This window comes from Treponema sp. UBA753, from assembly GCF_002297325.1.
In the GTDB taxonomy this organism is placed as follows: Bacteria; Spirochaetota; Spirochaetia; order Treponematales; family Treponemataceae; genus Treponema_D.
Window position 1 is genome coordinate 52,503 of the sequence record NZ_DBKJ01000052.1, and the last position, 24,487, is coordinate 76,989.

General features: G+C 39.6%; 24 protein-coding genes. 18 read left to right on the plus strand and 6 right to left on the minus strand.

What is annotated here, in order from left to right:
- Complete coding sequence (locus B4C08_RS04530; RefSeq protein ID WP_296663423.1) at positions 1–765, minus strand: J domain-containing protein; 765 nt, start codon at positions 763–765, stop codon at positions 1–3.
- Positions 766–914: 149 nt separating this feature from the next.
- Between B4C08_RS04530 and gatC the strand changes: the two genes are divergently transcribed.
- The 6 genes from gatC (at position 915) to B4C08_RS04560 (ending at position 5,518) form a co-directional block, all read left to right on the plus strand.
- Positions 915–1,229, plus strand: coding sequence for an Asp-tRNA(Asn)/Glu-tRNA(Gln) amidotransferase subunit GatC (gene gatC, locus B4C08_RS04535; RefSeq protein ID WP_013700656.1), 315 nt, complete (start codon positions 915–917; stop codon positions 1,227–1,229).
- Between the two features lies 1 nt (position 1,230).
- A complete protein-coding gene (gatA, locus tag B4C08_RS04540; protein ID WP_296663427.1) occupies positions 1,231–2,736 on the plus strand; it encodes an Asp-tRNA(Asn)/Glu-tRNA(Gln) amidotransferase subunit GatA in 1,506 nt (501 codons plus the stop codon).
- A gap of 2 nt (positions 2,737–2,738) precedes the next feature.
- Positions 2,739–4,280: an Asp-tRNA(Asn)/Glu-tRNA(Gln) amidotransferase subunit GatB gene (gene gatB, locus B4C08_RS04545; RefSeq protein ID WP_296663430.1), complete on the plus strand. Its 1,542-nt coding sequence runs from the start codon at positions 2,739–2,741 to the stop codon at positions 4,278–4,280.
- 243 nt (positions 4,281–4,523) lie between these two features.
- Entirely contained in the window at positions 4,524–4,730 is a 207-nt protein-coding gene (locus tag B4C08_RS04550) for a hypothetical protein (protein ID WP_296663432.1), read from the plus strand.
- Positions 4,714–5,094 carry a DUF3793 family protein gene (locus tag B4C08_RS04555; RefSeq protein WP_296663433.1) on the plus strand — a complete coding sequence of 127 codons (381 nt, stop codon included), beginning with the start codon at positions 4,714–4,716 and terminating at the stop codon, positions 5,092–5,094. Before B4C08_RS04550 ends, B4C08_RS04555 begins: the two co-directional genes overlap by 17 nt.
- 7 nt (positions 5,095–5,101) lie before the next feature.
- On the plus strand, positions 5,102–5,518 hold the full coding sequence (locus tag B4C08_RS04560) for a flavodoxin (protein WP_295796351.1): 417 nt from the start codon (positions 5,102–5,104) through the stop codon (positions 5,516–5,518).
- 149 nt (positions 5,519–5,667) lie between these two features.
- Here B4C08_RS04560 and B4C08_RS04565 read toward each other — a convergent pair whose 3' ends face one another.
- Both B4C08_RS04565 and B4C08_RS04570 read right to left on the minus strand, forming a co-directional pair.
- A complete protein-coding gene (locus B4C08_RS04565; RefSeq protein ID WP_295796354.1) occupies positions 5,668–5,937 on the minus strand; it encodes an ACT domain-containing protein in 270 nt (89 codons plus the stop codon).
- A 107-nt stretch (positions 5,938–6,044) separates the two neighbouring features.
- Positions 6,045–8,816: a glycoside hydrolase family 3 protein gene (locus B4C08_RS04570; protein ID WP_296663438.1), complete on the minus strand. Its 2,772-nt coding sequence runs from the start codon at positions 8,814–8,816 to the stop codon at positions 6,045–6,047.
- 147 nt (positions 8,817–8,963) lie between these two features.
- Between B4C08_RS04570 and B4C08_RS04575 the strand changes: the two genes are divergently transcribed.
- The 6 genes from B4C08_RS04575 (at position 8,964) to fabZ (ending at position 14,008) form a co-directional block, all read left to right on the plus strand.
- Positions 8,964–9,851, plus strand: a complete 888-nt coding sequence (locus tag B4C08_RS04575) for an AraC family transcriptional regulator (protein ID WP_296663440.1) — start codon at positions 8,964–8,966, stop codon at positions 9,849–9,851.
- 88 nt (positions 9,852–9,939) lie between these two features.
- Positions 9,940–10,386 (plus strand): PTS sugar transporter subunit IIA, encoded by a 447-nt coding sequence (locus B4C08_RS04580; RefSeq protein ID WP_013700664.1) that lies wholly within the window; start codon positions 9,940–9,942, stop codon positions 10,384–10,386.
- Between the two features lie 168 nt (positions 10,387–10,554).
- On the plus strand, positions 10,555–11,511 hold the full coding sequence (locus B4C08_RS04585) for an ACP S-malonyltransferase (protein WP_296663443.1): 957 nt from the start codon (positions 10,555–10,557) through the stop codon (positions 11,509–11,511).
- Positions 11,512–11,528: 17 nt separating this feature from the next.
- Positions 11,529–12,272, plus strand: a complete 744-nt coding sequence (gene fabG / locus B4C08_RS04590; RefSeq protein ID WP_296028317.1) for a 3-oxoacyl-[acyl-carrier-protein] reductase — start codon at positions 11,529–11,531, stop codon at positions 12,270–12,272.
- A 52-nt stretch (positions 12,273–12,324) separates the two neighbouring features.
- Entirely contained in the window at positions 12,325–13,572 is a 1,248-nt protein-coding gene (fabF, locus tag B4C08_RS04595) for a beta-ketoacyl-ACP synthase II (protein ID WP_295796364.1), read from the plus strand.
- A 4-nt stretch (positions 13,573–13,576) separates the two neighbouring features.
- On the plus strand, positions 13,577–14,008 hold the full coding sequence (gene fabZ, locus B4C08_RS04600; RefSeq protein ID WP_296663447.1) for a 3-hydroxyacyl-ACP dehydratase FabZ: 432 nt from the start codon (positions 13,577–13,579) through the stop codon (positions 14,006–14,008).
- Here fabZ and B4C08_RS04605 read toward each other — a convergent pair.
- Positions 14,005–14,643: a hypothetical protein gene (locus tag B4C08_RS04605; protein ID WP_296663450.1), complete on the minus strand. Its 639-nt coding sequence runs from the start codon at positions 14,641–14,643 to the stop codon at positions 14,005–14,007. The two genes, fabZ and B4C08_RS04605, sit on opposite strands and share 4 nt — an antisense overlap.
- Positions 14,644–14,723: 80 nt before the next feature.
- On the opposite strand from B4C08_RS04605, the gene ndk reads away from it, so the two are divergent.
- The 3 genes from ndk to ffh all read left to right on the plus strand — a co-directional run bounded on the left by ndk (position 14,724) and on the right by ffh (position 17,826).
- Positions 14,724–15,170 (plus strand): nucleoside-diphosphate kinase, encoded by a 447-nt coding sequence (gene ndk / locus B4C08_RS04610; protein ID WP_296663452.1) that lies wholly within the window; start codon positions 14,724–14,726, stop codon positions 15,168–15,170.
- Between the two features lie 180 nt (positions 15,171–15,350).
- Positions 15,351–16,406 carry an NAD(P)H-dependent glycerol-3-phosphate dehydrogenase gene (locus tag B4C08_RS04615; protein ID WP_296663455.1) on the plus strand — a complete coding sequence of 352 codons (1,056 nt, stop codon included), beginning with the start codon at positions 15,351–15,353 and terminating at the stop codon, positions 16,404–16,406.
- A 25-nt stretch (positions 16,407–16,431) separates the two neighbouring features.
- Entirely contained in the window at positions 16,432–17,826 is a 1,395-nt protein-coding gene (gene ffh, locus B4C08_RS04620; protein WP_296663459.1) for a signal recognition particle protein, read from the plus strand.
- Here the strand turns inward: ffh and B4C08_RS04625 are convergent.
- The gene (locus B4C08_RS04625; RefSeq protein WP_296663462.1) at positions 17,823–18,554 is read right to left on the minus strand and encodes a glycogen-binding domain-containing protein; all 732 of its coding nucleotides are present in this window, start codon (positions 18,552–18,554) and stop codon (positions 17,823–17,825) included. The two genes, ffh and B4C08_RS04625, sit on opposite strands and share 4 nt — an antisense overlap.
- Positions 18,555–18,710: 156 nt before the next feature.
- Between B4C08_RS04625 and flcA the strand changes: the two genes are divergently transcribed.
- Together flcA and B4C08_RS04635 are read left to right on the plus strand one after the other, a co-directional pair.
- Entirely contained in the window at positions 18,711–22,055 is a 3,345-nt protein-coding gene (gene flcA, locus B4C08_RS04630; RefSeq protein WP_296663464.1) for a periplasmic flagellar collar protein FlcA, read from the plus strand.
- Between the two features lie 2 nt (positions 22,056–22,057).
- Positions 22,058–22,708, plus strand: a complete 651-nt coding sequence (locus B4C08_RS04635) for a diacylglycerol/polyprenol kinase family protein (protein ID WP_296663466.1) — start codon at positions 22,058–22,060, stop codon at positions 22,706–22,708.
- Here the strand turns inward: B4C08_RS04635 and B4C08_RS04640 are convergent.
- A complete protein-coding gene (locus tag B4C08_RS04640) occupies positions 22,705–23,535 on the minus strand; it encodes a hypothetical protein (protein ID WP_296663468.1) in 831 nt (276 codons plus the stop codon). The genes B4C08_RS04635 and B4C08_RS04640 overlap by 4 nt on opposite strands.
- 155 nt (positions 23,536–23,690) lie before the next feature.
- Between B4C08_RS04640 and B4C08_RS04645 the strand changes: the two genes are divergently transcribed.
- A complete protein-coding gene (locus B4C08_RS04645; RefSeq protein WP_296663473.1) occupies positions 23,691–24,392 on the plus strand; it encodes a DUF2259 domain-containing protein in 702 nt (233 codons plus the stop codon).
- Positions 24,393–24,487: the final 95 nt, after the last annotated feature.

The following is a 24,487-nucleotide window of genomic DNA, read 5'->3' on the forward strand; positions in this document are numbered from 1 at the left end:
CTATTTTGTTTCCGCGGAAATTCTTGCGGCTTCGTTTCTGCATATTTTGGCAGTTTGAAAATCCCCAATCCGCTCATAAGAGTCTGCAATCTTTAAAAGAAAAAACGCATCGTCATTTTTCCCAAACCTAAGTTCAAGCGCGCGCTCCCATGCGTCTATTGCAAGTTCATCGTTCACGGCTCCTTCAATGTTGTTCCGAAGAATATGCCGTGCAAGGCTTTTTACTTCCGGAAAGAAAAGCTTGAAATATTCAAATGAAAATTCCATCCTTATAATCTGATCCAAAAGAATGACTGCATCGTAGTATTCCTGCCGCAAAACAAGTTCTTCCGCAAGAATAAATCCGTAGTCCATAAAGTCTTCCCGTGTGAACCATCTTGACAGTCTGAATCCAACACGCTCCATGTTCATTCTTTTGAATTCCGTTACAGCCTCGTCCTCGTTGTTGTGCAGCAAGTCAAAAAAAATCAGTTTGGCGCGGCTTTCGTCATCGGTGCGCTCTAAAAGCCATTTTCTGTAGTCGAATGATTCAAAATTTTTTTCATGGTGGAAATTGCTTTGCTTGAATAAAACTGACTCGTCAAAAAGTCCGCGTGATTTTATGTCGGACAAAACTTCGTAGGCTGCCACAAGCTCGCGGAATGCCTTTGAGTCTTCACCCGTAATGTCCGGATGCAGAATCTTAGCTTTTCTTCTGTATGCGCGCCGGATTTCTGCGATTGTCGCTGTTCTTGAAACACCTAGAATTTTGTAATAGTCTTTCATCTTTTTTCTTTTCAGACGGAAAAAATTTCACGCAAGATGAAGTTTACATTTTTTTTTGCATTTAAGCAATTAAAGCGCTTTTTCAGTTTGCTGAAGATTGATTCAGCCCTTAAATTGCTTAAACGTTCTAAATTTTGTATAATCGCGGCATGAGTGAAAATAAACGTACCGTTGACGAGTCAACATTGGAAAAACTTTTATACCTTTCACGTCTTTCCCCGGAAAGCACAGACATGGCTACTTTGAAAAAGCAGGTGGACGAGATTGTAGGATACTTTGATATTCTTTCTAAATACGATGACAGCGAAAATCCTTATGACGCTTATCCTACAACAAAAGCTGAATGCCTGCGCGAGGACGAAATTGTTCCGGGGCTTGAGATGCACGATGTCAAGAAAATAAACGAACCGAATTTTATGGACGGATATTTCCAGGTTCCAAAAGTTCTGGGAGAAGGTGCGTAAGATGAAGTACAAGACTATAAAAGAAACTGTAGAAGCCTTAAAAAGCGGAGAAACTTCAAGTGTGGCTTTGGTAAAGGAATCCAAGGAAACTTTTGAGGCGGATAAAAATTCAGTATTGCCACTTAATGCATTTTTGGAAATTTATGACGATATTTTAAATTCTGCGCAAGCTGCCGACCAGAAAATTTCAGAAGCTAGAAGCAATGGTTCCCTTGATAAACTTTTTGAAGAACAGCCTCTTCTTGGAATTCCATTTGCGGTAAAGGACAACATTTCTGTGCGCGGAAAAAAGCTTACCTGCTCAAGCAAAATTCTTGAAGGCTACGTTGCTCCGTACAGCGCGACTGTAATAAACCGCCTTGAAAAAGCTGGAGCGATTCCCATTGGAAGATGCAATCAAGACGAATTTGCAATGGGCTCTTCAACTGAATATTCAGTTTACGGACCTACAAGAAATCCTATTGACCGCGCTTATGTTTCCGGCGGTTCTTCCGGCGGTCCTGCTGCTGCGGTTGCTGCGAATCAGGCATTGTTTGCTCTTGGCACTGAAACTGGCGGTTCTGTCCGTCTTCCTGCAAGCTACTGCGGAATCTACGGTCTTAAGACAACTTATGGTGTTCTAAGCCGATGGGGAGTTGTTGCTTACGGTTCTTCTTTGGATCAGGTTGGAATTCTTGGACACAGTCCGCAGGATATTGCACTTCCGTTAAGCGTTATGAGCGGCGTTGATTTTTATGACGACACTTCCGCTGATTTACCTGACGCAAAGCCTTCTGTTGAAGCTTTCTCTGATTTTTCAAAACTGAAAATTGCAGTTCCAAAGCAGTTCCTTGAGTCAAAGGGAATGGATGCCGATGTTGCAAAAGTCTTTGAACAAACCCGCAGCTGGTTTGAGTCCAAAGGCGCAAAAATAGAAGTTGTTGACCTTCCGATTCTTGATGCCGCTATTGCAAGCTATTACGTAATTGCTTTGTCTGAAGCCGCTTCGAACTTGAGCCGCTTTGATGGAATTCGTTACGGAAACAGAATTGACAACGGCAAAGGATACGATGAGCTTTATGTGGACACAAGAAGCAACGGTTTTGGTCCGGAAGTTAAGCGCAGAATTATAATTGGAAACTACGTTTTGTCTGAGCAGTTTTCAGGCGATACTTATAAAAAAGGAATGTCTGTGCGCGCTCGCATTCAGCGTGAGATTGCAAAATTGTTTGAGCAGTTTGATTTGATTCTTTGCCCAACTTGTCCGACTCCGGCTTTTAAACTCGGCCAGAAAGTTGATGATCCGCTTGCCATGTATCTTAGCGACTTGTTCACGACATTTGTAAACCTTGCCCGCATTCCGTCTTTGTCTGTTCCGGCTGGAAGAACTTCTGCGGAAAACGGAAATATGCCTATTGGAATTCAGTTTGCAGGACCTATGTTCAGCGAAATGAAAATTCTTGAAATTGCCCAAGTATGGGAAAACGAGCATAAGGGATGCGGAATTCCTGTTTCGGAGGAAAAATAAAAATGCCTTCTATTGATAAATATGAAATTGTAATCGGCTGTGAAATTCATACGCAGCTTTTGACAAAAACAAAGGCTTTCTGTGCCTGTGAAAATCGTTACGGAGGAATGCCGAACACCCGTGTTTGTCCTGTTTGTCTTGGACTTCCGGGAGCGATGCCGCGCGTTTCTAAAGGATATGTTGAGCTTGGCTCTGTGGCAGGCCTTGCTCTTAACTGCGAGATTTCACGCTTTACAAAATTTGACCGCAAGCATTATTTTTATCCTGATCTTGCGAAAGGCTATCAGATAACTCAATATGATATTCCTCTTTGCCACGATGGATATGTTGATCTTCCGATGCACAAGTATCCAAAGGAACAGCAGTTTGGTTCAGAAAAATGCCGCACAAAAAATTTCATAGGCAATGACTGCATTATTGAAAACGGAAAATACCGCCGTGTCCGAGTTGAACGCATTCACCTTGAAGAAGATGTAGGTAAATCGTTGCACTTGCAGGGGGCGCATTCTTATATTGACTACAACCGTTCTGGAACTCCGCTTATTGAAATTGTAACAAAGCCTGATATGACAAGCCCGGAAGAAGCAGCGCTTTTTATGGAAACTGTTCAGGAAATTCTGCGCTATGTTAAAGTTACAAATGGAAACCTTGAAGAAGGAAACATGAGATGCGATGCCAACATCAACTTGAATGTTTGGGAAGACGGAAAACTTTATCACACTCCGATTTCTGAAATCAAGAACTTAAACTCGTTCCGTTCAATCCGCGATGCCTGCGCTTACGAAGCCCAGCGTCAGCTTAAAGAATTTCAGGAAGACCGCCAGGAATTCAATCCGGGATTTAAAGTTACAATGGGCTGGGACGAAGCAAAAGGCCAGACTGTTGTTCAGCGCACAAAAAATTCTTTTGTTGACTACCGCTTTGTTGTTGAGCCAGACATAAAGCCGTTCAGTGTAAGCGAGGAGCTTATTGAAAATGCAAAGTCAAAAGTCGGAGAACTTCCAGAAGCAAAACGCACAAGATTAAAGAAGAATTACGGACTTTCTGATTTTGATGTTGAAACTTTGACCTCTAGCCGCGACTTGGCTGTTTGGTTTGAAGAAGCTGCTGCCGGAACAAAAAATCCAAAGCGTACTGCAAATATAATTCTTACAGAGCTTCTTGCAAAACTGAATGAAGATAAAAAAACAATCAACGATGTTTCTATAACTCCTGCCCATATTGCGGAGCTTGTAAATGCGATTGACTCAAAGAAAATTTCAAGCGCGCAAGGAAAAGTCGTTTTTGCAAAAATGCTTGAGACAAATAAAATGCCGGCGGAAATTATAAAATCTGAAGGCATGGAAGTTGTAAGCGACAGCGGAGCAATTGAAGCAATTGTTGATAAAGTTATTTCAGCAAATCCAAAAGCTGTAGCCGACTTTAAATCTGGAAAAACAAATGTCGTCGGTTGGCTTATGGGACAGGTTATGAAAGAATCCAAAGGCAAGGCAAATCCAGCAGAAGCAAGTTCCCTTGTTCAAAAGAAGCTTTCAGAAATATAATTTTTCTTATCCTTTATTTTTATCCGTCGTTCTGTTTTAGAATGGCGGATTTTTTTTGTTTAAAAATTTTTTCTAGAATTATTGACAATCTTTCTTAGTTACTGTATGCTAACTTTTGTAAGTTAGTTTAGTCTAACTTGTGTTTGTTACTAGCGGGCATATAAACTTGCGGTTCTTAATCCTAAGTTTACATCTCCTTACACAGCCACTGATGTGATATGCCCGCATTTTTTTTGAGGTTGTATGAAAACTTTTGAGCAGACAGTAATTCACTTGGGTGCGCCGACTTTGTGCGGAGTAAAGCCTTCAAGCCTTGTTTCTGTTTCAAAAGAAGTTCTGTTTTGTGAATACAAAAAAATTCTTCTGTGGAATAAAATCCTTGAGGGCAGCCAGAAAAAAAATAAAAATTGCAAAACGAGGAGAGAATCTTTTTTTGCTTTTCATTTATGACGAAAAACTTGTTCAGGAAATTCTTTCAAATCCTGAAGTTTTGTCATACTTGAATTTAAAAGGCTATTTTACGGACAAAGGAATTTCAAATGTCTTGAACGAGCTTTTGAATCGCCTTTCTTATTGCGAAAGTTTTCCGCATGAGATTGGAGTTTTTCTTGGTTATCCGTTGGAAGATGTTGTTGGATACGAAAAATATTCAGGAACAAAAACTAAATTTTCCGGGGCTTGGGCGGTCTACGGAAATGTAGATGAAGCTGTAAAAAAAATGGAACTTTACAAAAAGTGTTCCGTTTTTTGCTCAAGCCTTTTTGAAGCTGGAAATAATTTTGAAGCAATTTGCAAAACAATAAATTTTATGTGAGGTAAATATGAAGAAAGCTGTAATCTATGCAAGCACAACTGGAAACACAGAGGCAATGGCAAATGCTGTAGCTGAAGGTGTAAAATCTTGCGGCGCGGAACTTTTGATGTCAACTGCAAGCGATGCGAATGTTTCTGATGTTCTTGCTTGCGATGCTATTATACTCGGAAGCCCTGCTATGGGAGATGAAGTTCTTGAAGATTCAATGGAAGAATTCTATACGAATCTTGAAGGCGGGTTGAGCGGAAAAAAAGTTGCTGTATTTGGTTCTTATGATTGGGGCGACGGACAGTGGCTTAGAACTTGGGTTGAACGTCTTTCTGCTGCAGGTGCAACTGTTGTAAATGGCGAAGGCCTGAAAGCTCAGCTTGCTCCAGATGAAACTGCTCTTGCTGAATGCAAGTCTCTTGGAGAAACTGCATAAAAAAATAGACTGCTTTGCATCTTGCATTGCAGTCTTATAAAAAAGTGCTAGCAACAGGCACAGGTTTAAACTAATTCCTCGAGTTGGTTTAAAAGTGTGTGTGTTTGGTTTTAACTCCATTCTGAGTTTCAGACTGGAGTTTTTTGTTTTTAAATTCTGTGCATTTCAGAAAAAACTTTTTCGTTCATTATGTTTACTTCAACGCCAAGAGTTCCAAGCTCTTCAACAAGTTCTTTTCTTGCAGTGTCGATTCCGATGTCCGCATTGTCAAAATCAACCATCATCATCATAACAAAATTTCCGCTTAAAATTGTTTGAGAAATATCCGCAATGTTTATAGAATGTTTTGCAAGATATGCTGAAACTTTTGCGATTATACCGACTTTATCCGCACCAACGACAGTAACTATAGCTTTCATAATGAATTCATTTTAATAGAAAAAAAACTTATGCACAAGAAGCCGCAATGGAAATTCAAACAGCGGCAGTTTTTAACTGGCTTTATGAATTTCCAAAGCGGTATTTTTTATTCAGACTTTAAATAATCGATTCCGGATGAAACAGAAACATCTCTTGAAAGTGCAACGAATTTTATTTCGATTCCAGGTTTTGTATGCTCAAGCGAAATTTCATATTTGCCTTTTTCAAGCTGAACCTGCCCGATTACAGCTCCTGTGTCTTTTCCTTCTGTGGAGCGGCATTCAAATGCAAATGTTGGTTTTCCATCGATCAGCACGTTGCATACAGATTGCGAAACTTTGCCCACATCAGCTGGCTTTGAATAAACTCCAAGCACATTGTAAACTCCGTTTGCCGGCGCAAAGAAATTTCTTTTTGTTTCACCGTTGCAAAGAAATCTGAAATTTTCCTGAGCTGGATTTTTTGCATTTTGATTTTCTGCCTTTGGAACCAAGACTGGAATATTGTTTAGCGGACGAAGCTTGCGTTCAGCGACAAGAGTTTTTGTAAGAAATTTTATAATGTCCATTGCGCAAACTTGAAGTTCCGCAGTTGTAAGCTCGCCGTTTTTTAAGCTTGACTTTATATTGTCGTTGTTTCCGTCTTTTTCCGCAGTGTCGTTGTTTACAATCATGTAGATGTCGTTTCTTGCTCGGACCATCGAAGCGGTAAGTTCAATTTCTCCTTTTCCGCCTTTTACGCAGTCGTTTATTCTTGCCCACCAGTCGGTCATTACAACGCCTGTGTATTTCCAGTTTTTGCGGAGAATTGTTGAATTTAAATCGTAGTTGCTTGCCGCAAAGTGTCCATTGATTTGATTGTAGCTTGTCATAATTGACTGGGCATTTCCTCGTTTTACAGCGGCTTCAAATGGCTTAAGATAAATTTCTCGCAATGCGCGTTCTGAAACAATTGAATCGTGTTCGCGTCTTTGAGTTTCCTGGCTGTTCGCGGCGAAATGTTTTATTGTTGCAACCGGACCTTCTTTTGAAACGCCTTTTAAAATTGCAAGCGTCATTTCAGAAGTAAGAAGCGGATCTTCGGAAAAATATTCAAAGTTTCTTCCGTTAAGAGGATTTCTGTGAATGTTTATTCCAGGTCCAAGAACTGTGTCAATTTGATTTTGCATTAGCTCTTGGCTTTCAAATTCAAAAAGCTCCTGAACAAGAGGAGGATTCCAAGTGCAAGCCAGTAAAGTTCCTATTGGCATAAGAGAAGCTTCCTTGCCTGTGTCGAGCCTTATGCCTGAAGGACCATCCGCGCATCCTGCAACAGGAATTCCGTAGTCATAAAGAGATTCACTTACGCCACCAAAAACTGAAGCGATTCCCATTGTTGCTTTGCGGCTCATCATTCCTTCTCCGCGCACAAGAGTTGCAAGCTCTTCGTTGTTTAGCTGGGCAACAAATTTTTCAAGTAGCTCAGGATTTTCCTTTACATCTTGAAATTTTATTCCTTTGTTTCCTGTGAATGGAATTTCTTTTGGAAGATTTTCTTTTATGCGCTGTTCAAGGCTGAAAGATTCAAGCGGAACATTTTCTTCTTCAATTGAATAGTTTCCGTCCGGCTTGATTTGCACTGGCTTGATTCTTGAAAAAGCTTTTCGCGGAGCAAGTGCCTGGCAAAGTTTTTCTGTGGCGTAAGTTTTTTCAACTGAAATACAATCGCTGCTTCCAACTGGAATTTTCTTTGCGCTTTCAGAATCAGTTCCCATGAATAAAAAATATTTTCCTTCTTCAAGAACAAACGAAAATTCAAATCCAGAAATTCCAGAATCATCATAAGAAGCAGCTGATTCCAAGTTGAACAAAAGCTCAAGTTCTTCCGACTGGCCTGGTTTTAGCAAATTTGATTTTTTGAATGCGACAAGAACTTTTGAAGGCTTTCCGAGTTTTCCTTGCGGAGCTTGAAGGTAAAGCTGGACAATTTCTTTTCCGCTGAATTTTTTTCCGATGTTTTCTACGCGGACCTTTACGTTTACATTTTTTTTGTCCACAGAAGAAGAAATAAATTCGGTTTTAAATTCCGTGTAAGAAAGTCCGAATCCAAATGGAAATAGAATTTTTTCTTTTGCGAATGTTGAAAAATATCTGTAGCCGACATAAATATCTTCCATATAAAAAGATTCACTTTGTGTTGCGAAATTTTTTGTGGAAGGATAGTCGTCTATTGATTTTGCGATTGTGTCTGTGAGTTTTCCGCACGGAACTGATTTTCCGCACAGAACATTTGCGCAGGCTCTTCCGGATTCTTGCCCTCCTTGCCAAGCGTAGACTACGGATTTAATTTTTCCTGAAAATTCTTTGTCGTCAATCCAAGCCGTGTCGATTATTCCGCATGAGTTAAAAACAATTATTACACTTTCAAATGCCGAGCAAATTTCTTTAATTGAATTGCGTTCTGTGTCAGTTAAAAGCCAGCAGCCTTTTTCTTTTGTAAAGTCTTTGTCTTCGCCAGCATTTCGGCCTATAACGAAAATTGCTTTTTTTGAAACTTTTGCAGCGTTTTTTGCAAGCTCAGCTGAAACTGAAAGTTCCTTTTGAAAAAAAGGCTCCATTGCCCAGCCACCTCCGCCATTGTCAAACGGATTTTCCTTTATCCAGTTTCTGTAAATTTCAGCAAGTTCTTTGTTTGCCATTGGAATGTTGTCTGTTAAATTTGTGGAATAAGGCGAGCGGACAGAACCACCAGAACCCATTCCGCATTTGTAAAAATCAAACTGGCATCTTCCAAAAATAGCAACAGTTTCATTTTCTGCAAGCGGAAGCGTGTTTTCATTGTTCCTAAGAAGTACGATTCCTTCTTGCGCGGCTTCAAGAATTTTTTCTGCGAATGTCATAAAATCCCCCATAATAATATTTAAAGTGAAAAATTGTTATAAAAACAACATCTGTTTTTTATCAATATTAACATTGGTTGCTTTCAAAATCTTTAACTATATGCTAAATTAATATAACAATCTTCCATTTTTTTTAAGAGGCAGTTTTTGAAGCGTTATTCAACTTTTAATGTGGATTTGTCAGAAAATGTTGCGTACAATGATCCGGCTTTTCCTGCGTATATTACAAGCGGATTTTTATCTTGCTATCCTGATTTAAAAGGCTGCACTCACTGGCACGAGGACTGGGAATTTATAATTGTTCTTGAAGGCCTTGAAACTTATAACGTGAATGGAAACTTAATTGAAATTGAAGCCGGAGATGCAATCTTTGTAAACAGCCGGCAAGTTCACTATGGATTTTCAGCGGATCGAAAAGACTGCGAATTTATCTGCATTTTGCTGAACCCTTCGTTGCTTTGCTCCAATAAAGATTTTGATGAAAAATTTGTAAAACCGTTTACGTACAATGCAAATTATCCTTTTATAAAGCTGAGCCGAAAAATCCAATGGCAAAACAAAATTATAAAACTTCTAAAGGAAATTCATTTAAAAAAAGACGAAAAGACTTGGCAGTTTATAACACAACGGAATTTTTTCAGCATATTTGAGCTAATCTATTCTAACGTGGACATAAAATCTGAAAAGTCGGCGCAAAATTCTGCTGAACTTAATGCTTTAAAGCTGATGATGGTTTTTATTCAGGACAATTATAAGAGGAAAATTTCACTTGAAGATATTGCTTCCGCCGGATTCTGCTGCAAAAGCAAATGCTCTTCAATTTTCAGCCAGTATTTAAAGGAGTCTCCGATAATTTATCTTATAAAATACAGATTAAAAATCAGCACAGAGCTTCTTTGCAAAACTGGCATTCCAATTACAGAAATTGCCTATGAATGCGGTTTTTCTGGAACGAGCTATTTTTGCGAGACTTTCCATAAATATTACAAGACAACACCGCTTGATTTTAGAAAGGATTCCGCACAGATTTCTTAGACTTTTTTGAAAACCTTGCTTTGTTAAAAATTTTAACATTGCATATTTAAACCTTGACAAATTTTTCATGTGAACATAAGATATTAATATGGACTTAAGAACTGTATTAACACCTGACACAGTAGACCTTCATTTAAAGGGAACTACAAAAGAAGAAATTATTGACGAGCTTCTCGATATTCTCGTGAAAGCCGGGAAAGTAACAGATAAAGCAGTTGCAAAGGAGTGTGTTCTTGACCGTGAGCGTAAAATGTCTACCGGTATGAAGCATGGAATTGCAATTCCGCATGGAAAAACTGACACAGTTTCTGACTTAGTTGCTTGTATTGGAGTTTCAGACAATCCTGTTGATTTTGACAGCTTGGATCAGGAGCCTTGCCGTATATTTATTATGACATTGTCGCCTGTAAACAAGACTGGTCCTCATCTTCAGTTCCTTGCTGAAGTCAGCCTTTTGTTTAAATCTGCTGACAAGCGCGCTCAGATTCTGAATACTCAGGACAAAGCGGAAGTTATAAAGATTTTAACTGAATAGTTTGTTTTATTCTATTATTTCTATAGAAGCTCTTGCTAAATGCAGGGGCTTTTTTGTTTTCCATTAAATTTCATTTTACGCAGAAAAACAAAGGTTCATCAAAAAGAAAATACTTGACATTTTATCTTTTTTTGTCATAATAAAATAAAATTTATAGAAGAGGTAATTATGGCTGAAAAATACGCATTTTTGTTTCCAGGACAAGGCGCACAAGCTCCAGGAATGGTAAAAGACGTTGCTGAATCTTTTTCTTCAGCAAAGAAAGTTATTGATGATGTTTCTTCCATTGTAAATTTAGATATGGCAAAACTTTTGTGGGAATCAGATGCGGCACAGCTCAGCCGTTCTGACAACAGCCAGATTGCCATAACAGCGGCTTCTCTTGCTTTGATGGCTGCTTTAAAAGATAAAAATATTGAGCCTTCTGCGGCAATGGGTTTCAGCCTTGGAGAGTTTCCTGCTCTTTATGCGGCAGGAGTTTTGTCATTTGAAGATGTTGTAAAAGTTGTACGCCAGCGCGGGCTTATTATGCAGAAAGTATGTGAAGAAATCGCGGCAAAAAACGAAGGTCATGCGCCTGGAATGACAGCAGTTCTCGGTCTTTCTCCTGAAAAAGTAAAGGAAATTGCTTCCGGCATAAAGGATGCTTATGCGGCAAACATGAACAGTGTAAAGCAAACTGTTGTGAGCGGAACTTTTGATGCTCTTGCTGCTGTTGAAAAAGCTGCTTCTGAAGCTGGCGCGCGTCGTGCAGTCCGCTTAAAGGTTGCAGGTCCTTTCCATTCGCCTTTGATGCAGGATGCCGCTGTAGAATTTGAAAAAGCTATTGCTGATGTAAAGTTCAACGATCCTAAAATCAAGCTGTTTTCAAATGTAACAGGAAAGGAATGTGTTTCTGGAGAGGAAGCAAAAAAATCTGCGGTTCTTCATCTTACAAACCCAGTTCTTTGGACAGACGAAGAAGACTGCCTTGCTTCTGTTATGAAAGCTGACGGTTTTGATAAGTGGGCTGCTCTTGAAGTTGGACCTGGAAAAGTTCTTTCTGGACTTTGGGGAAATACTGACTACAACGCTTCAATTTCAGTTTTGCCAGTTAACACAGCTGAATCTGTAAATAATCTGTAATTACTATAGGGGATAATATGCTTCTAAAAAACAAAAAGGCTTTGGTTACTGGTTCTTCACGCGGAATCGGGCGTAAAATTGTTGAAGTTTTTCTTGCAAATGGATGCGAAGTCTGGGGAATGTGCACAAAAGAATCCGCAGGAAAAGCCGAGCTTGAAAAACTTGCCGCGGAAAATGGAACTGCTTTCCATGAATTTTATGCAGATGCGGGAAATGCTGAAGTTCTTACATCAGCGGTAAAAAATGCGCTTGGTGAATCAGGCGGTTTTGATGTTCTTGTAAATAACGCAGGAATTACACGCGACACTTTGAGCTTTAGAATGAAAAAGGAAGACTGGGATTCAGTTCTTGCTGTAAACCTTACTTCGGCTTTTCTTGTTTGCCAGATTGTTTCAAATGATATGATTCACAAAAAATCAGGCTCTATAATCAACATGGCTTCAATTGTTGGAATTCATGGCGGAGCTGGGCAGGTGAATTATTCTGCAAGCAAAGGCGGACTCATTGCGTTTTCAAAATCGCTTGCAAAGGAAGTTGGAAGCCGCGGCGTTCGTGTAAACTGCATTGCTCCTGGATTTATTGAAACAGACATGACAAATGCTGTAAAAGAAGAAATTCGCAAGGCATGGGTTGAAGGAATTCCTTTAAAGAGAGCTGGAAAACCTGAAGATGTTGCAAATGCGGCGTTGTTCCTTGCTTCTGATTTGAGCCTTTATGTAACAGCTCAGGTTATTGGTGTTGACGGTGGAATGGGAGCTTAAAGCTTTCATTTATAAAATTATCTATATACTACTATTTTTTATGGAGAAAATTATGCGCAAAGTTGTTGTAACAGGACTTGGATGTGTTTCGCCAATCGGAAACAGCGTTGAAGAGACTTGGGCTTCTATAAGAGCTGGAAAAAGCGGAATTGCAACTATAACACATTATGATGCTTCTGCTTTTAAAGTAAAGTACGCTGCTGAAGTAAAGAATTTTGAAGCTGACAAATACATGGATCCTCAGTCAGCACGCAAAATGGCAAGGTTTTCAAAATATGCTGTAGCCGCTGCGAAAATGGCTTTGGACGATTCAAATCTTACAGACAACAAGGAAGCCTTGGACAATGCCGCTGTTTACCTCGGTGTTGGAATTGGCGGACTTGAAATTACAGAATCAAGCATGAAAAGCTACTTTGACTCTGGATTTAAACGTATGCCTCCAATGACAATTCCTCAGCTTATTCCAAATGAAGCCGCTGCAAACATTAGCATAAAATTTGGACTTCACGGAGTTGCTCATACAATTGCAACTGCTTGCGCTTCTGGTTCAGATGCTCTTGGACAGGCTTTGGACAATATCCGCGCAGGAAGAAGCGACATTGTTCTTGCTGGCGGAGCTGAATCTACACAGAATGGATTTGCAAACTTGGGATTTACAGTTCTTCAGGCTTTGAGTTCAAAATGGGCAGACAATCCTTCAAAAGCTTGCCGCCCGTTTGACAAGCAACGCGATGGATTTGTTATGGGCGAAGGAGCTACAATTCTTGTTCTTGAAGAATACGAGCACGCAAAAGCCCGCGGTGCAAAAATTTATGCTGAATTTGCTGGCTATGGCGCAACTTGCGATGGCTACCATCTTACAGCTCCTAATCCAGACGGAATTATGGGTGCGCGCGCAATGACGTTGGCAATGAAAGACGCTGGTGTAAAACCAGAAGATGTTACATATTACAATGCGCATGGAACTTCAACTCACTTGAATGATTCTGGCGAAACTGCAATGCTCCACATGGCATTTGGTGAGGCTGCAAAGAAACTTCACATTTCTTCAACAAAGAGTATGCACGGACATTGTCTTGGCGATGCCGGCGCACTTGAAGCTATGATTTGTGTAAAGGCAATTCAAGAAGGCTATATTCCTCCGACAATCAACCTTGATGAAGTTGATGTTGAAGGCGGTTGCGACCTTGACTATACACCAAACAAAGGAATCGACATGAACATTGATGTTGCTATGAGCGGAAACTTTGGATTCGGCGGACACAACGGAATTGTTGTATTCAAAAAAGTCAGCGAGTAAAATTATGGAAAGATTTACTGATATAGAAAACCTTCTTCCGCACAGAAAACCATTTTTGTTTGTGGATTCAATTGAAAGCTACGATGAAAAAGGCTGTGTTTGCACAAGAAAATTTACAGATGAGGATTTTTTCTTTAAAGGACATTTTCCGCAGTATCCTGTAGTTCCTGGTGTAATTCTTATTGAAACTATGGCGCAGGGAGGAGGAGCTGCATTGAGCTTGCAGAAAACTTTCGCTGAAGGCAGTTTGTTTTTCCTTGCTACAGTTGACAAAGTAAAATTCCGCAATCAGGTTCGTCCGGGAGACACTGTAAGAATGGAAGTTACAAACTTGCGTGTAAGCCCAAAAATGGTAAAGCAGTCTGGCAAAGCTTTTGTAGGCGATGTTCTTTGCGCTGAAGCCGAATGGATGTGCCTTGTGGGTTCTGCAAATTAAACAGATTTATTTGACTTTGTTCTTTTAGCCGTTGTCTTTTTGGCAGCGGCTTTTTTTGTTTGCTGGGTATTTTTTGAAGGACGTCCGCCTTTTTTTCCATTTGCACGTGAAGCAGCGGCTTTTTTTTCGGACTTGATTTTTCCAAGAATTTTTCCGGCATTTGAAACAGATAGCGGAATTTCTTGTGTCTGCCAAAGCTTAAGATTTTTCTTTCCTTCATTTTTTAAAAAAGCGATTTGCTGGATTGAACTATATGCGGAATCCAAGCGGACTTTTATATTTGCGCAGAAAATTTTTTCCGTAGAGTCTTCAATCTGTTCTTCAAACTGATCTATGAGGCTCAAAATTTCGTTTGCGGCGGCGGCAGCTTCTTTTGCGAAAGTTTCAATGTCGATTTCTTTTGTGGAATTGCTTCTAAATTTTTTTAATGCTTCTATAATCAGTTTGTCGCTCGGCTTTAGTTCAACCGGATCGTCTTTGAATTCCGCGGCAAGAAGAAAAAGCGATATATTTGAGTCAAGCATATTCAAGTCGAATATCTGGGCTGAGTCTGGTTTTGCAGAAAGCTGAAGCTCTTCGATTTTTCGTTCTACGGATTTTTGAAGCTCGATGATTTCCTTTTTTTCTATAGTCATTCTACTGTTAGTATAGATTAGGTTTTTGTGAAAGTCTATTACCCGTTGAAAAACAAGGAAATTTTTGTTAAAATCAGAATATGAGTACAAGATGTTTTACAATGTTAAAGCCTGGTGTTTTGAATCGCAGGCTCGTAGGTGAAGTTGTTAGCCGCCTTGAAAAAAAAGGTCTTAAATTGATTGGGCTGAAACTTATGAACATAAGCCAGGATCTTGCTTCCCAGCATTATGCAGAGCACAAGGGAAAAGCTTTTTATGATCCGCTTCTTGATTACATAACAAGCGGTCCTGTTGTTGCAATGGTTTGGCAGGGCGATGACTGTGTTACTTTGGTTAGAAAAATTACTGGCGCAACAAATCCTGCAGAGGCGGCTCCGGGAACTATCCGTGGAGATTTCTGCTGCCATACTTCTCATAATATAATTCATGCTTCAGACAGCGACGAAAGCGCAGAAAGAGAAATCGCATTGTTTTTCAAGCAAGAAGAACTTGTTGACTGGGAAGATCAGGCTGGAATTTGGTACTAATCTTTTCTATAAAAATTATAAGGCATTGCATAGGCATTTTGTCGCATTGCAGTGCCTTTTTTGTTTTTATTTTGGGTTGATTTTTTTGCATTGAGGAATTGTTTTTTCTGTAGTAATATTGAGCTATCTGCAAATTAGGATGAAGAGTAAAATTCAGTCAGCTTTATCAGGGAATTTGATATGGAAATTTTTGAAGTCGGTATAATTGGAGCGGGTGCCTGGGGAACAGCTTTAGGAACGGCGATTGCACGTGGCGGACATAAAGTTCAGCTTTGGGCAATGGAAGAAGATGTTGTTGAGTCTATAAATAATCAGCATGAAAACAAAAGGTATCTTCCTGGATATGCGCTTGAAGCATCAATGACTGCAAGTTCTGACATAAAGGCTGTTGCTTCTGGAAAACAGTTTTTGATTATGGGAAGCCCTTCGCTTTATCTTGCTTCTACAATAAAAAAATTTACTGATGTTCCTAACATTGCAGATGGCTCTACGATAATCGGCGCACTGACAAAAGGCTTTGTTCCTTCTGAATCTGGAAATCCTGAATTTGTTTTGAATACAATGGAAGAAGCTCTTCCTGAATGCTACAAAAATGCGACTGTTTACATTGCGGGACCTAGCCACGCCGAGGAAGTTGCTCTTGGAAAAATAACCGGACTCATTGCGGCAAGTCAGCATCATAGAAATGCGGTTCGTATGCGGGATCTTTTGCGTGTAAAAGGAATCATGGCTTATGCTTCTTTTGATACAATTGGTGTTCAGGTTTGCGCGGCTGCTAAAAATGTAATTGCTGTTGTTTACGGCGCAATGGATGCTCTTGCTGAAAACAGCCCTATTTTTGGAGACAACACGGAAAGCCTTTTGATGGCGGCAGGACTTAATGAAATTCAAACGCTTGGTTTTGCAATGGGTGCAACTCATGCAGCTACGTTCACTTCAATCAGCGGAGTCGGAGACCTTGATGTAACTTGCAAATCAAAATACGGTCGCAACAGAAGATTTGGGCAGGACTTAATAAAGACAGGAATGCTGGATCAGTTTAAAAATCTTGATGACTTGATTGCGAATGTAAAGAAAGTCGGATATTTGCCGGAAGGCGCGATTGCCTGTAAATATGTGCATAAAATCATGGAGCAGAAAAATCTTAAGCTTCCTATTTGCAATGCCTTGTACAAAGTTCTTAATAAGGAAATAAATGCGGAAGAATGCCTTAAAGAACTTTTGCTTAACAGATAGCAATATTTCAAAAACGGAGTAAAAAATGCTTGAAAAAATAACAGGAACTTTCAGCGGAATAATCCGCACTTTGAGTGGAAAATCTTCAATTACAGAAAAAAACATAGAGGAAACCGTAGAGCAGATAAAAATGGCTCTTTTGGAAGCGGATGTAAATTTGAGAGTTGTCCGCCGGTTTGTAAACAGCACAATTGAAGAAGCAAAAGGTGAAAAAGTTTTAAAGGCTGTAGATCCGGGACAGCAGTTTGTAAAAATTATTTACGACAAGCTTGCGGCTATGCTCGGTGATAAAAAAACTGACCTTGCGTTAAAAGGACCTGACACTCAGTCTGTAATTCTTTTGCTTGGTCTTCAGGGCGCAGGAAAAACAACAGCGGCACATAAACTTGCGGCTCGGCTTAAAAAAGATGGAAGACGCCCTTTGCTTGTTGCCTGCGATTTGATTCGTCCGGCGGCGGTAGAGCAGCTTTGTGTTCTTGGTGAAAAAATCGGAGTTCCTGTTTACAAAGAAGATTCAAAGGATGCTGTAAAAATTGCTGAGCATTCGGTTGATTTTGCAAAGAAAAACGGACTTGATACAATAATTGTGGATACAGCAGGACGCCTTCAGATTGACGAAGACATGATGGCGGAACTTGTTTCTATAAAAAAGAAGCTTAACCCTGTAGAAACTGTTCTTGTCGCTGATTCAATGACTGGTCAGAACGCAGTTGACATTGCAAAGAGCTTTGATGAGCAGCTTGGACTGACTGGCGTTATTCTTACAAAATTTGATTCTGATGCACGTGGCGGTGCGGCTCTTTCGTTAAAGTCGATTACACAAAAACCGATTCTCTTTATCGGCACTGGCGAAAAAACAGAAGACTTTGAGCCTTTCCATCCAGATAGAATTGCAAGCAGAATTCTTGGAATGGGCGATGTTGTTTCGCTTGTTGAAAAAGCCCAGGAAACTGTAGATCAGGAAGCTGCTCTTAAAATGCAGAAAAAAATGCAGCGCAATGAATTTACGTTGCAGGATATGCTTGAGCAGCTTGAGCAAGTTGAAAAAATGGGAAGCATAAAATCGCTTCTTGACATGATGCCTGGACTTTCCGGACAAATTAGCGAAGAGCAAATCAACAAGGCTGGAATGAAGCATCAGAAAGCTATTATTCAAAGCATGACATATAAAGAGAGAATGAACCATTTAATTATTGGTCCTACACGCCGCAAAAGAATTGCAAAGGGAAGCGGAACAAGTGTTCAGGAAGTTAACAAGCTTATAAAGCAGTTCGAAAAAACAAAGCTTACAATGAAAAAACTTGCACGTAACCGCGGTGCGCAGGCAAAGCTTATGCAGCAAATGGGAGCTATGGGAATGGGCGGTTCTATGCCAAATCTTCCGAAAGGATTTAATATGCCAGGCGGATTTAAGTTCTAGTCCAGGACAATCAGAGATGCTGTTTTTCCATCGGGAGTGTAGCATTTCTGAGGATTTCCTGAGTCTGGAAAAGAATTTATTCCAGTGTAAAAGGCGTATTCATATTTTCCAGGTGGAAGCGGAATTTCAAACTGATAAATTCCCGGTGCAACTTCGCTCATCTGATAAATCCAGCTGTCCCAGTTTGTAAAGTTTCCGCCCACACGGATTTTTTGCCCTGATTTTCCTTTGTAGACAAAGCGTATTTTTCCGCCGCTGATTTTTTCAGTTACCTGCGGAATTTCACGAGACGCATTAAAATGTGAAAGCACAAGATTTGTTTCTCTGTTGAAAACCGTTTCATTATTGAGCGGATCAACTGTCCAAAGTCCGTCTATAATCAGCCTGTAATTTATTTCAAGAACATTTTTTGGAACTTTCAAAATGTAAAAATAAATAGAGCCGGCTTCTTTGTATTCCATGTCGATGAATTTTTTTATTTTGAATGAATGAATTGTCTTGAATCCTTCAAAGTCGAATGCGATTCCAATGTGGCGTGCGTTGCTTTTTGATGTGAAAATTGCATAGTCGCCCTTGAGATATGGAGAGCCCGCATCTTGAATTGTGTTTACAAGTTCGGCGTAATCAAGCTCTTCGTCTGTGAGCATGACTTTTGATTCCGCAGAAAAAAGTTCCGCAGAAGATAAAAAAAGAAAAACTGAAAAAATAGCACAAAGTATTTTCTTCATATATGTATTTTCGGATTTTTTTATTTTAAAGTTGAATTCTATTTTTTTGTTGAAAGTTTGAGCTTTTGTCTTGATTTCAATTTCCTAAACTTGGCGGATTTGTGTGCCGATATTAGACTTGAAACCATGTCGCTTTGAGGAGTATAATTTTTAACCATGCCAGGACTAAAGCAGCTGCAGCAGTTTAATTCGGATATATTGAATCTCGGTGATGAAGTTAAAATCCGGGCTGCCCGCGGAGAAAAACCAGTAACAGTAAAAATCCCCAAAGATGTCGCAGATATAGATGATTCTGAAGATTTTATAAATGGACTTCCAGCTCTTTCAGAAGAAGATCAGGCGCAAGCCGCCGCTGCCGCAGAAGAACGCAAACGTGAAGCAAATGATTTTTCAGACTTCATGGACAAGGATGATTCTGAATCCAGTTCTGAGCAAAAGCCTGTTTCAAGCGAAGATGAAGAAGTTCCTGATGTTTCAAATCTTTTGCCTTCCGCTGGCGACATGGATTTGTCCGATCTTGATTTGTCTGAATTTGAAGATGAAAAAGAGCCTGAGCCCGAACCAGAGCCAGAAGAAATTGGAATTGAAGACATGGATTTGGAGTCTCTTCTTGCATCCAGTCCAGAACCTAAAGAACAAGACGAGCCGCAGGTTTCCAATGCTGAAAAAAAATCCAAGGACAGTGAAGAAACTGTAAATCCTGATATTTTCAACACGGACTCTTTTGATGCTGATTCTGCTTCAAAAAATTCTATTCCAGCTTCAGAGCCGGACGGAACTGCTTTTGACGAGTCTCTTTTTGATATGCCTTCTGAGAATGATTCGAGCCAGGAAAATGTTTTGCCAGATCTTGACACAGATTCTCTTGCTGATTCTTTAAGTGGAATTGGCGAAATGGATTTTTCTTCCGCGGAAAATAAATCGGAAAACGCAGAAAAAACTTCGCCTGAAAATTCTGCAGATGAAAATTCATTTGACTTGGATTCTCTTAATCTTGACGGCTTGAACGGCGAAAATTCTTATGAGCCAAAATCAGAAACTTTTGATGCGCCACAAGAAAATATTTCAGAGCCTCCTACGGAAAATGCGGAAACTAAAGCCGACGATTTTTCTGATATTGATTTGCCGGATTTTGATATGCCGTCAGACAATTCAGATTCCTTGCCTGATTTTAATGAAGAAGTTTCTGTTCCGAATTTCAATCAGCCAAAAAATGAAGAAAAACAAACAGAGCAAAATGATTCCGCTCCAGCCGCAACTGACGGTGAGCTTTTTTCTCCAGAAATGGATGTTCCGGAAGATGAACCTGTTGAAACTTTTGACACAAGCGATATAAACGATCTTGACTTTTCAAATCAGGAAGACAGCGGATTTGAACTTGGCGGACTTGATTCTGACGGAGATGACGAATTCCATATTCCGGGATTTTCTGACATTGCGACTGCCGATCTTACCAAAAAACCTGATGTTGCGACTGCTGATTTTTCCAATGCCGCGGAAGCCAAAGAAACTGAAAAGCCAAAGAACACTTTTACGGATGCGGAATACAAAAGATTTCAGAAAAACCTTGCGACTTATCCGCTGAATGTAAGAATTGCGCTTGAAGATTTTGTTGTAAAAAATGAATTTACAGACGACGCGATTTTTTCAGTTCTTGAAAAAGTTTTAAGAAAAGCTCCCGCCCGGCAAGTTGCCTCTGAACTGGAGAAGCTTCTTGATATTTCACTTGATGTTCCGCGGGATTTTGAACGCCGTTCTGCCGCTGAATATGAAGCCTACAAAAAATCAATTGAGTATCAGCTGAAAAACAGAATAATTCCTAGCGCGATTTTTACAACTGCCGCTGCGATTCTTGTTTTCTGTATTTTTACGCTTACAAACAATTTTATTTATAAGCCGGCAAGAGCTAGCAGTCTTTACAAGCAAGGATATGCGCTTTTGCAGGACAATCAGTATCCGCAGTCTGAAAAAAAATTTAATCAGGCTTTAACATATAAACCTGTAAAAAAATGGTTTTTCCGTTTTGCCCAAGGCTACAGAAATCACAGGCAGTACGATCGTTCCAGAATGATGTACCGCGCAATTCTTCAGCGTTACGATCATGACAAAAAAGCCGGGCTTGAATGGGCGGACATGGAAACTTCAGACTTGTACAACTATGATGAAGGCGAGCGGATTTTAAAGCGCGAAGTTCTTGATTATCACATAAATGATTCAGACGCTTTGCTTGCTTTGGGCGACTTGTATCTTGAATGGGCTTCGGACAGAAATGCTGAAAAATTTCCTTTGGCAAAAGAGCAGTACGATTTGCTTACTCAGCTTTACGGAGTTAACGATCTTTATCTTTCGCGCCAGATGAGATATTTTATACGTACAGATAATTTGCGCCAAGTTCTTATGTACAAAAGTATTCTGATGGGTAAGAAAAATGTCATTTCTTCAAAGGACTTGATTGAACTCAGCGGATATATGCTCGACAAGCGTTATGGAAAACTTCGACCATCAGAAGAAAATTTAAGATTCTCTATAGAAGATGTCAGAAAACTTTTGGAAACTGCGTTGAAATCTGCACCGGAAAATTCTGTTGCGCTTTACAATATGGGCCGTTATTTTGTTGAAACTAAAAGCGGACGCAATGCGGCAAAACTTCTTGAGGCTTCTATAAATTCTTTTGAAAATCAGCCAAAGAGAAACCGCAAGGATACTTATAAGTATATAAACGCAGTCAGGCTGTTGGGCGAAGAAATGCGTAATCAGCGTGAATATCTTACTGCAGAAGAATTGTACGGAAAGGGAATTGAAATTTTTGAGCGTGAGCGGGATTCCAGCGGATTTGAAAGCGATGAAAATGTTGGAACCTTGTATTCTGACCTAGCGGATTTGGATTATTTTATTTCCGGGGACAATGCTGCTGCCTTAAAAAATTATCAGAACGCGGTGAACAACAAGCACGACACTTCTTCTGTTCGCTACAGAATTGGATATATTCAGTACCAAAATAGAAACTATCCTGCTGCTTTGGGTTCGTTTATAAAAAGTCAGGACACGAATGAAAACGACACTCATCTTTTACTTGCCCTTGCGAACACTTTGAATTTGAGCGGAGACAATTACATTGCGCGCGGATATTACGAAAGGCTTCTTTCTATTCTTGACGTTGAACGTGAAAAATACGGAGTTGTGCTTCCGCAGATTCGCGATGACCATGCTGATATTGTTGACACTTACATGAAGGCTTCTAACAATCTTGGAGTTACGCTTTCAAGGATTGCATCGGCAACAGGAAATAGTTCGTTGAATGCAAAATCGATTGTTTGTTTGCAGGAAAGTCTTAGAGCTTGGGACGCAATGACAAGAAATCAGACAACGATGATAAGGCTTGACGGTTCAAATCTTGCTGAGCAAAACATAAAATATATAACGCGCCCTGTTTCTGGATACGAGCCTGAAATCTATACTGAAATTCCGCGGCTTTTAAATGGAGAGGAAGGACTGGAGTAGTTATGATGGTTCTTTTCTCAAAAAAATACAGCGGAATAATTTCTCGCCAGAAAATAATTGGAATTTTAAAAGAGCTTTTCAGAAAGTCGATTCATCTGTGCAGTGCGTTTGTTCCATGTTTTCTTTGGATTGCATATAAGCCGACAATTGCTTGTCTTTTGGTGCTGGTTGTTTTTTATTCTGCTGCGGAAATTTTGCGCCTGAATGGAAAAGAAGTTTTTTTGATTTCTGCCGTAACCGAAGCCGCCGCTAGAAAACGCGATGAAAATAAATTTGTTCTAGGTCCTGTAACGCTGGTTTTGGGAATTATTTCAAGCGCAATTCTATGGGAAAAACTTCCTGCTGCAATTGGAATTTACGCTCTCGCCTTTGGAGACGGTCTTGCAAGTCTTGCTGGAAAACTTTTTGGAAGAGTTCAGATTCCATTTACAGAAGGAAAAACCGTTGCAGGAAGCCTTACTTGCTTTACCGCGATTTTTATTTCTTGCTACTTGGCTTGCTTTTTTATGCTTCAGGGGCAGGCGGATATAACAAGAGTTTCGCTCATAGTTGCAGGAGCCGGAATGCTTATTGAAATTCTTCCGCTAAAGGATTTTGACAATCTTTTTATTCCGGTTTTGCTCGGCGGATTAGCTCAATATTTGCTTTGTTAGTTCCAAGTATTTTCCAAATAGTGAACGGTCTTTAAGTAAAGAAAACATCCTGAAACATAAAGAATAATCGCAATGAAAAATTCAAGCCAGCAGTCTGTGTTGCATAAAAGTCCGTATCCTGCCGCAAGAACTACAACACCGAGCGCCTTTATGTAAATTTCTTTTATTCCTTTTGTGTAGGCTTCTGCCAGAACTGAAAAAATTGTTACTACAACAATAAAAACTCTTATGACCGCAAAAAATTTTCTAAAGCCCCAAAGAACTGTGCAAGTTGAAGTTGTTATTGTTGTGTCCATAGGGTAAAAAAATCCGAATGCGCAAGTCGAAGCAAGCAAAATAAAAATGTTCCGTTCCGCATTTTGAAGTTCTTCCGCGGAAGAAAAAACTGCCGCAAAGAAAAGGCTCATCGGAGCAAGAAATCTTCCGGCTGCTACAATACGTCCAATGTAAATTAAAAAAAGTGAATTTGTTTTCCAGAATCCAAAAAGCGGCAAAAGAATTCTCGCGCTTTCTGTAACGCAGCTGATTATGAATCCTGAGAAAAATAAAATTTCAAGCGAAGGCGTTTTTTCAAAACCTTTGAAGATTGCAATTGAAAGTGCTGGAGCTGAAAGGCTGAATGCAATTATTGCCGCCAGCGATGAATTAAAATTGTACGGGCATAATCCGCCTTTTGGAATAAGAACAAACGGCCGCATCGGATTTATTGGTGGAACTATTGATTTTGCCGCCGCCGCAATGCAAAGAACTGTAATATTGAACAAAAAAATTATCACGCTGAATATAAATAGAAAAAGAAAAATTCTATTCTTGTTTTTTAAAGTCATGTCTAAAGAATACTCCAGCGGTTTCTTTTTATCAAGGGAACTTGTTTTGCTTTTCCGCGGAATTCTTTTCTAAAGATTTATTTTTGCTTGCCGAAAATTTACTTGTGGGAACTTTCAGCATTTTTTTTGTTGAAGTTTTTTCCGGGAGGAATAAAATGAAAAAGATTTTAGTTTGCGCATTTTCTGTTTTTTTTGTTGTGTGCACTTCATTTGCAGGAGACGCCGCTTCTTTTGACGATATAGGTTTTTCTGAAGACGGAAAATATTATCTTTTTGGTCAGTACGGAAAAACAGATAAAACTTACGAGCCTTGGGCAGAAGTTTATACAGTTGATGTCGCCGCGAATGATTTTGTAAAAGGCGAAGTTTTTAAGTCAAGAGATTCTTCATTGGATATTTCAGGAAAAACGGCCTATGAAAATTTAAAGGCAAAATGCAACTGGAAAATTTCAAAATACAATGCAAAGCCAGCCGGAGTCGGAACACTTTTATATTTGCGCGAGTCAGAAACAAAATCTCCTACAGAAGAAATTGTATTCAAAGATTTTGAAGGAATATCTGATGCCTCTGGAATTCTTTATCACGTGCGCCTTGTTCCGTCTTTTAATGGAAACGGAAAAAATTGTCGGTCAAAGTTTTTTATCGAAGTTCTGAAAAAAGATTCTTCTGGAAATACAGTTTCTTCTTTTGCTGTCGGAACTCCTGATTTTGAGCGCAAGGGAATTACAGCATATCAAATAGAAAGAATTTTTGCAGACAAATCTGGAAAGAGCCTTGTGTTTGTTGTAAAGAAAACTCTCGAAGATGACACAGGAACTTCAATCAGATACATGGTTGAAACTTACCGCATAAAATAATTTTCCTTAAATTATATAGTCCGAATGTCGAGTTTTGATAAGAACAGTAATTTAAGTGTCATTGCCGTGCTTGACACGGCAATCTTGCAAAAAAA

Bases quoted from the DNA above. Each gene is read 5' to 3' on its own strand.
- fabZ (WP_296663447.1), top strand. From the start codon at position 13,577: ATGGAAAGATTTACTGATATAGAAAACCTTCTTCCGCACAGAAAACCA.
- ndk (WP_296663452.1), top strand. From the start codon at position 14,724: ATGAGTACAAGATGTTTTACAATGTTAAAGCCTGGTGTTTTGAATCGC.
- B4C08_RS04570 (WP_296663438.1), bottom strand. From the start codon at position 8,816: ATGACATTCGCAGAAAAAATTCTTGAAGCCGCGCAAGAAGGAATCGTA.
- B4C08_RS04625 (WP_296663462.1), bottom strand. From the start codon at position 18,554: ATGAAGAAAATACTTTGTGCTATTTTTTCAGTTTTTCTTTTTTTATCT.
- fabG (WP_296028317.1), top strand. From the start codon at position 11,529: ATGCTTCTAAAAAACAAAAAGGCTTTGGTTACTGGTTCTTCACGCGGA.
- B4C08_RS04645 (WP_296663473.1), top strand. From the start codon at position 23,691: ATGAAAAAGATTTTAGTTTGCGCATTTTCTGTTTTTTTTGTTGTGTGC.
- B4C08_RS04585 (WP_296663443.1), top strand. From the start codon at position 10,555: ATGGCTGAAAAATACGCATTTTTGTTTCCAGGACAAGGCGCACAAGCT.
- gatA (WP_296663427.1), top strand. From the start codon at position 1,231: ATGAAGTACAAGACTATAAAAGAAACTGTAGAAGCCTTAAAAAGCGGA.
- B4C08_RS04565 (WP_295796354.1), bottom strand. From the start codon at position 5,937: ATGAAAGCTATAGTTACTGTCGTTGGTGCGGATAAAGTCGGTATAATC.
- B4C08_RS04550 (WP_296663432.1), top strand. From the start codon at position 4,524: ATGAAAACTTTTGAGCAGACAGTAATTCACTTGGGTGCGCCGACTTTG.
- B4C08_RS04605 (WP_296663450.1), bottom strand. From the start codon at position 14,643: ATGACTATAGAAAAAAAGGAAATCATCGAGCTTCAAAAATCCGTAGAA.
- fabF (WP_295796364.1), top strand. From the start codon at position 12,325: ATGCGCAAAGTTGTTGTAACAGGACTTGGATGTGTTTCGCCAATCGGA.
- ffh (WP_296663459.1), top strand. From the start codon at position 16,432: ATGCTTGAAAAAATAACAGGAACTTTCAGCGGAATAATCCGCACTTTG.
- B4C08_RS04615 (WP_296663455.1), top strand. From the start codon at position 15,351: ATGGAAATTTTTGAAGTCGGTATAATTGGAGCGGGTGCCTGGGGAACA.
- gatB (WP_296663430.1), top strand. From the start codon at position 2,739: ATGCCTTCTATTGATAAATATGAAATTGTAATCGGCTGTGAAATTCAT.
- B4C08_RS04640 (WP_296663468.1), bottom strand. From the start codon at position 23,535: ATGACTTTAAAAAACAAGAATAGAATTTTTCTTTTTCTATTTATATTC.
- B4C08_RS04635 (WP_296663466.1), top strand. From the start codon at position 22,058: ATGATGGTTCTTTTCTCAAAAAAATACAGCGGAATAATTTCTCGCCAG.
- B4C08_RS04560 (WP_295796351.1), top strand. From the start codon at position 5,102: ATGAAGAAAGCTGTAATCTATGCAAGCACAACTGGAAACACAGAGGCA.
- gatC (WP_013700656.1), top strand. From the start codon at position 915: ATGAGTGAAAATAAACGTACCGTTGACGAGTCAACATTGGAAAAACTT.
- flcA (WP_296663464.1), top strand. From the start codon at position 18,711: ATGCCAGGACTAAAGCAGCTGCAGCAGTTTAATTCGGATATATTGAAT.
- B4C08_RS04580 (WP_013700664.1), top strand. From the start codon at position 9,940: ATGGACTTAAGAACTGTATTAACACCTGACACAGTAGACCTTCATTTA.
- B4C08_RS04530 (WP_296663423.1), bottom strand. From the start codon at position 765: ATGAAAGACTATTACAAAATTCTAGGTGTTTCAAGAACAGCGACAATC.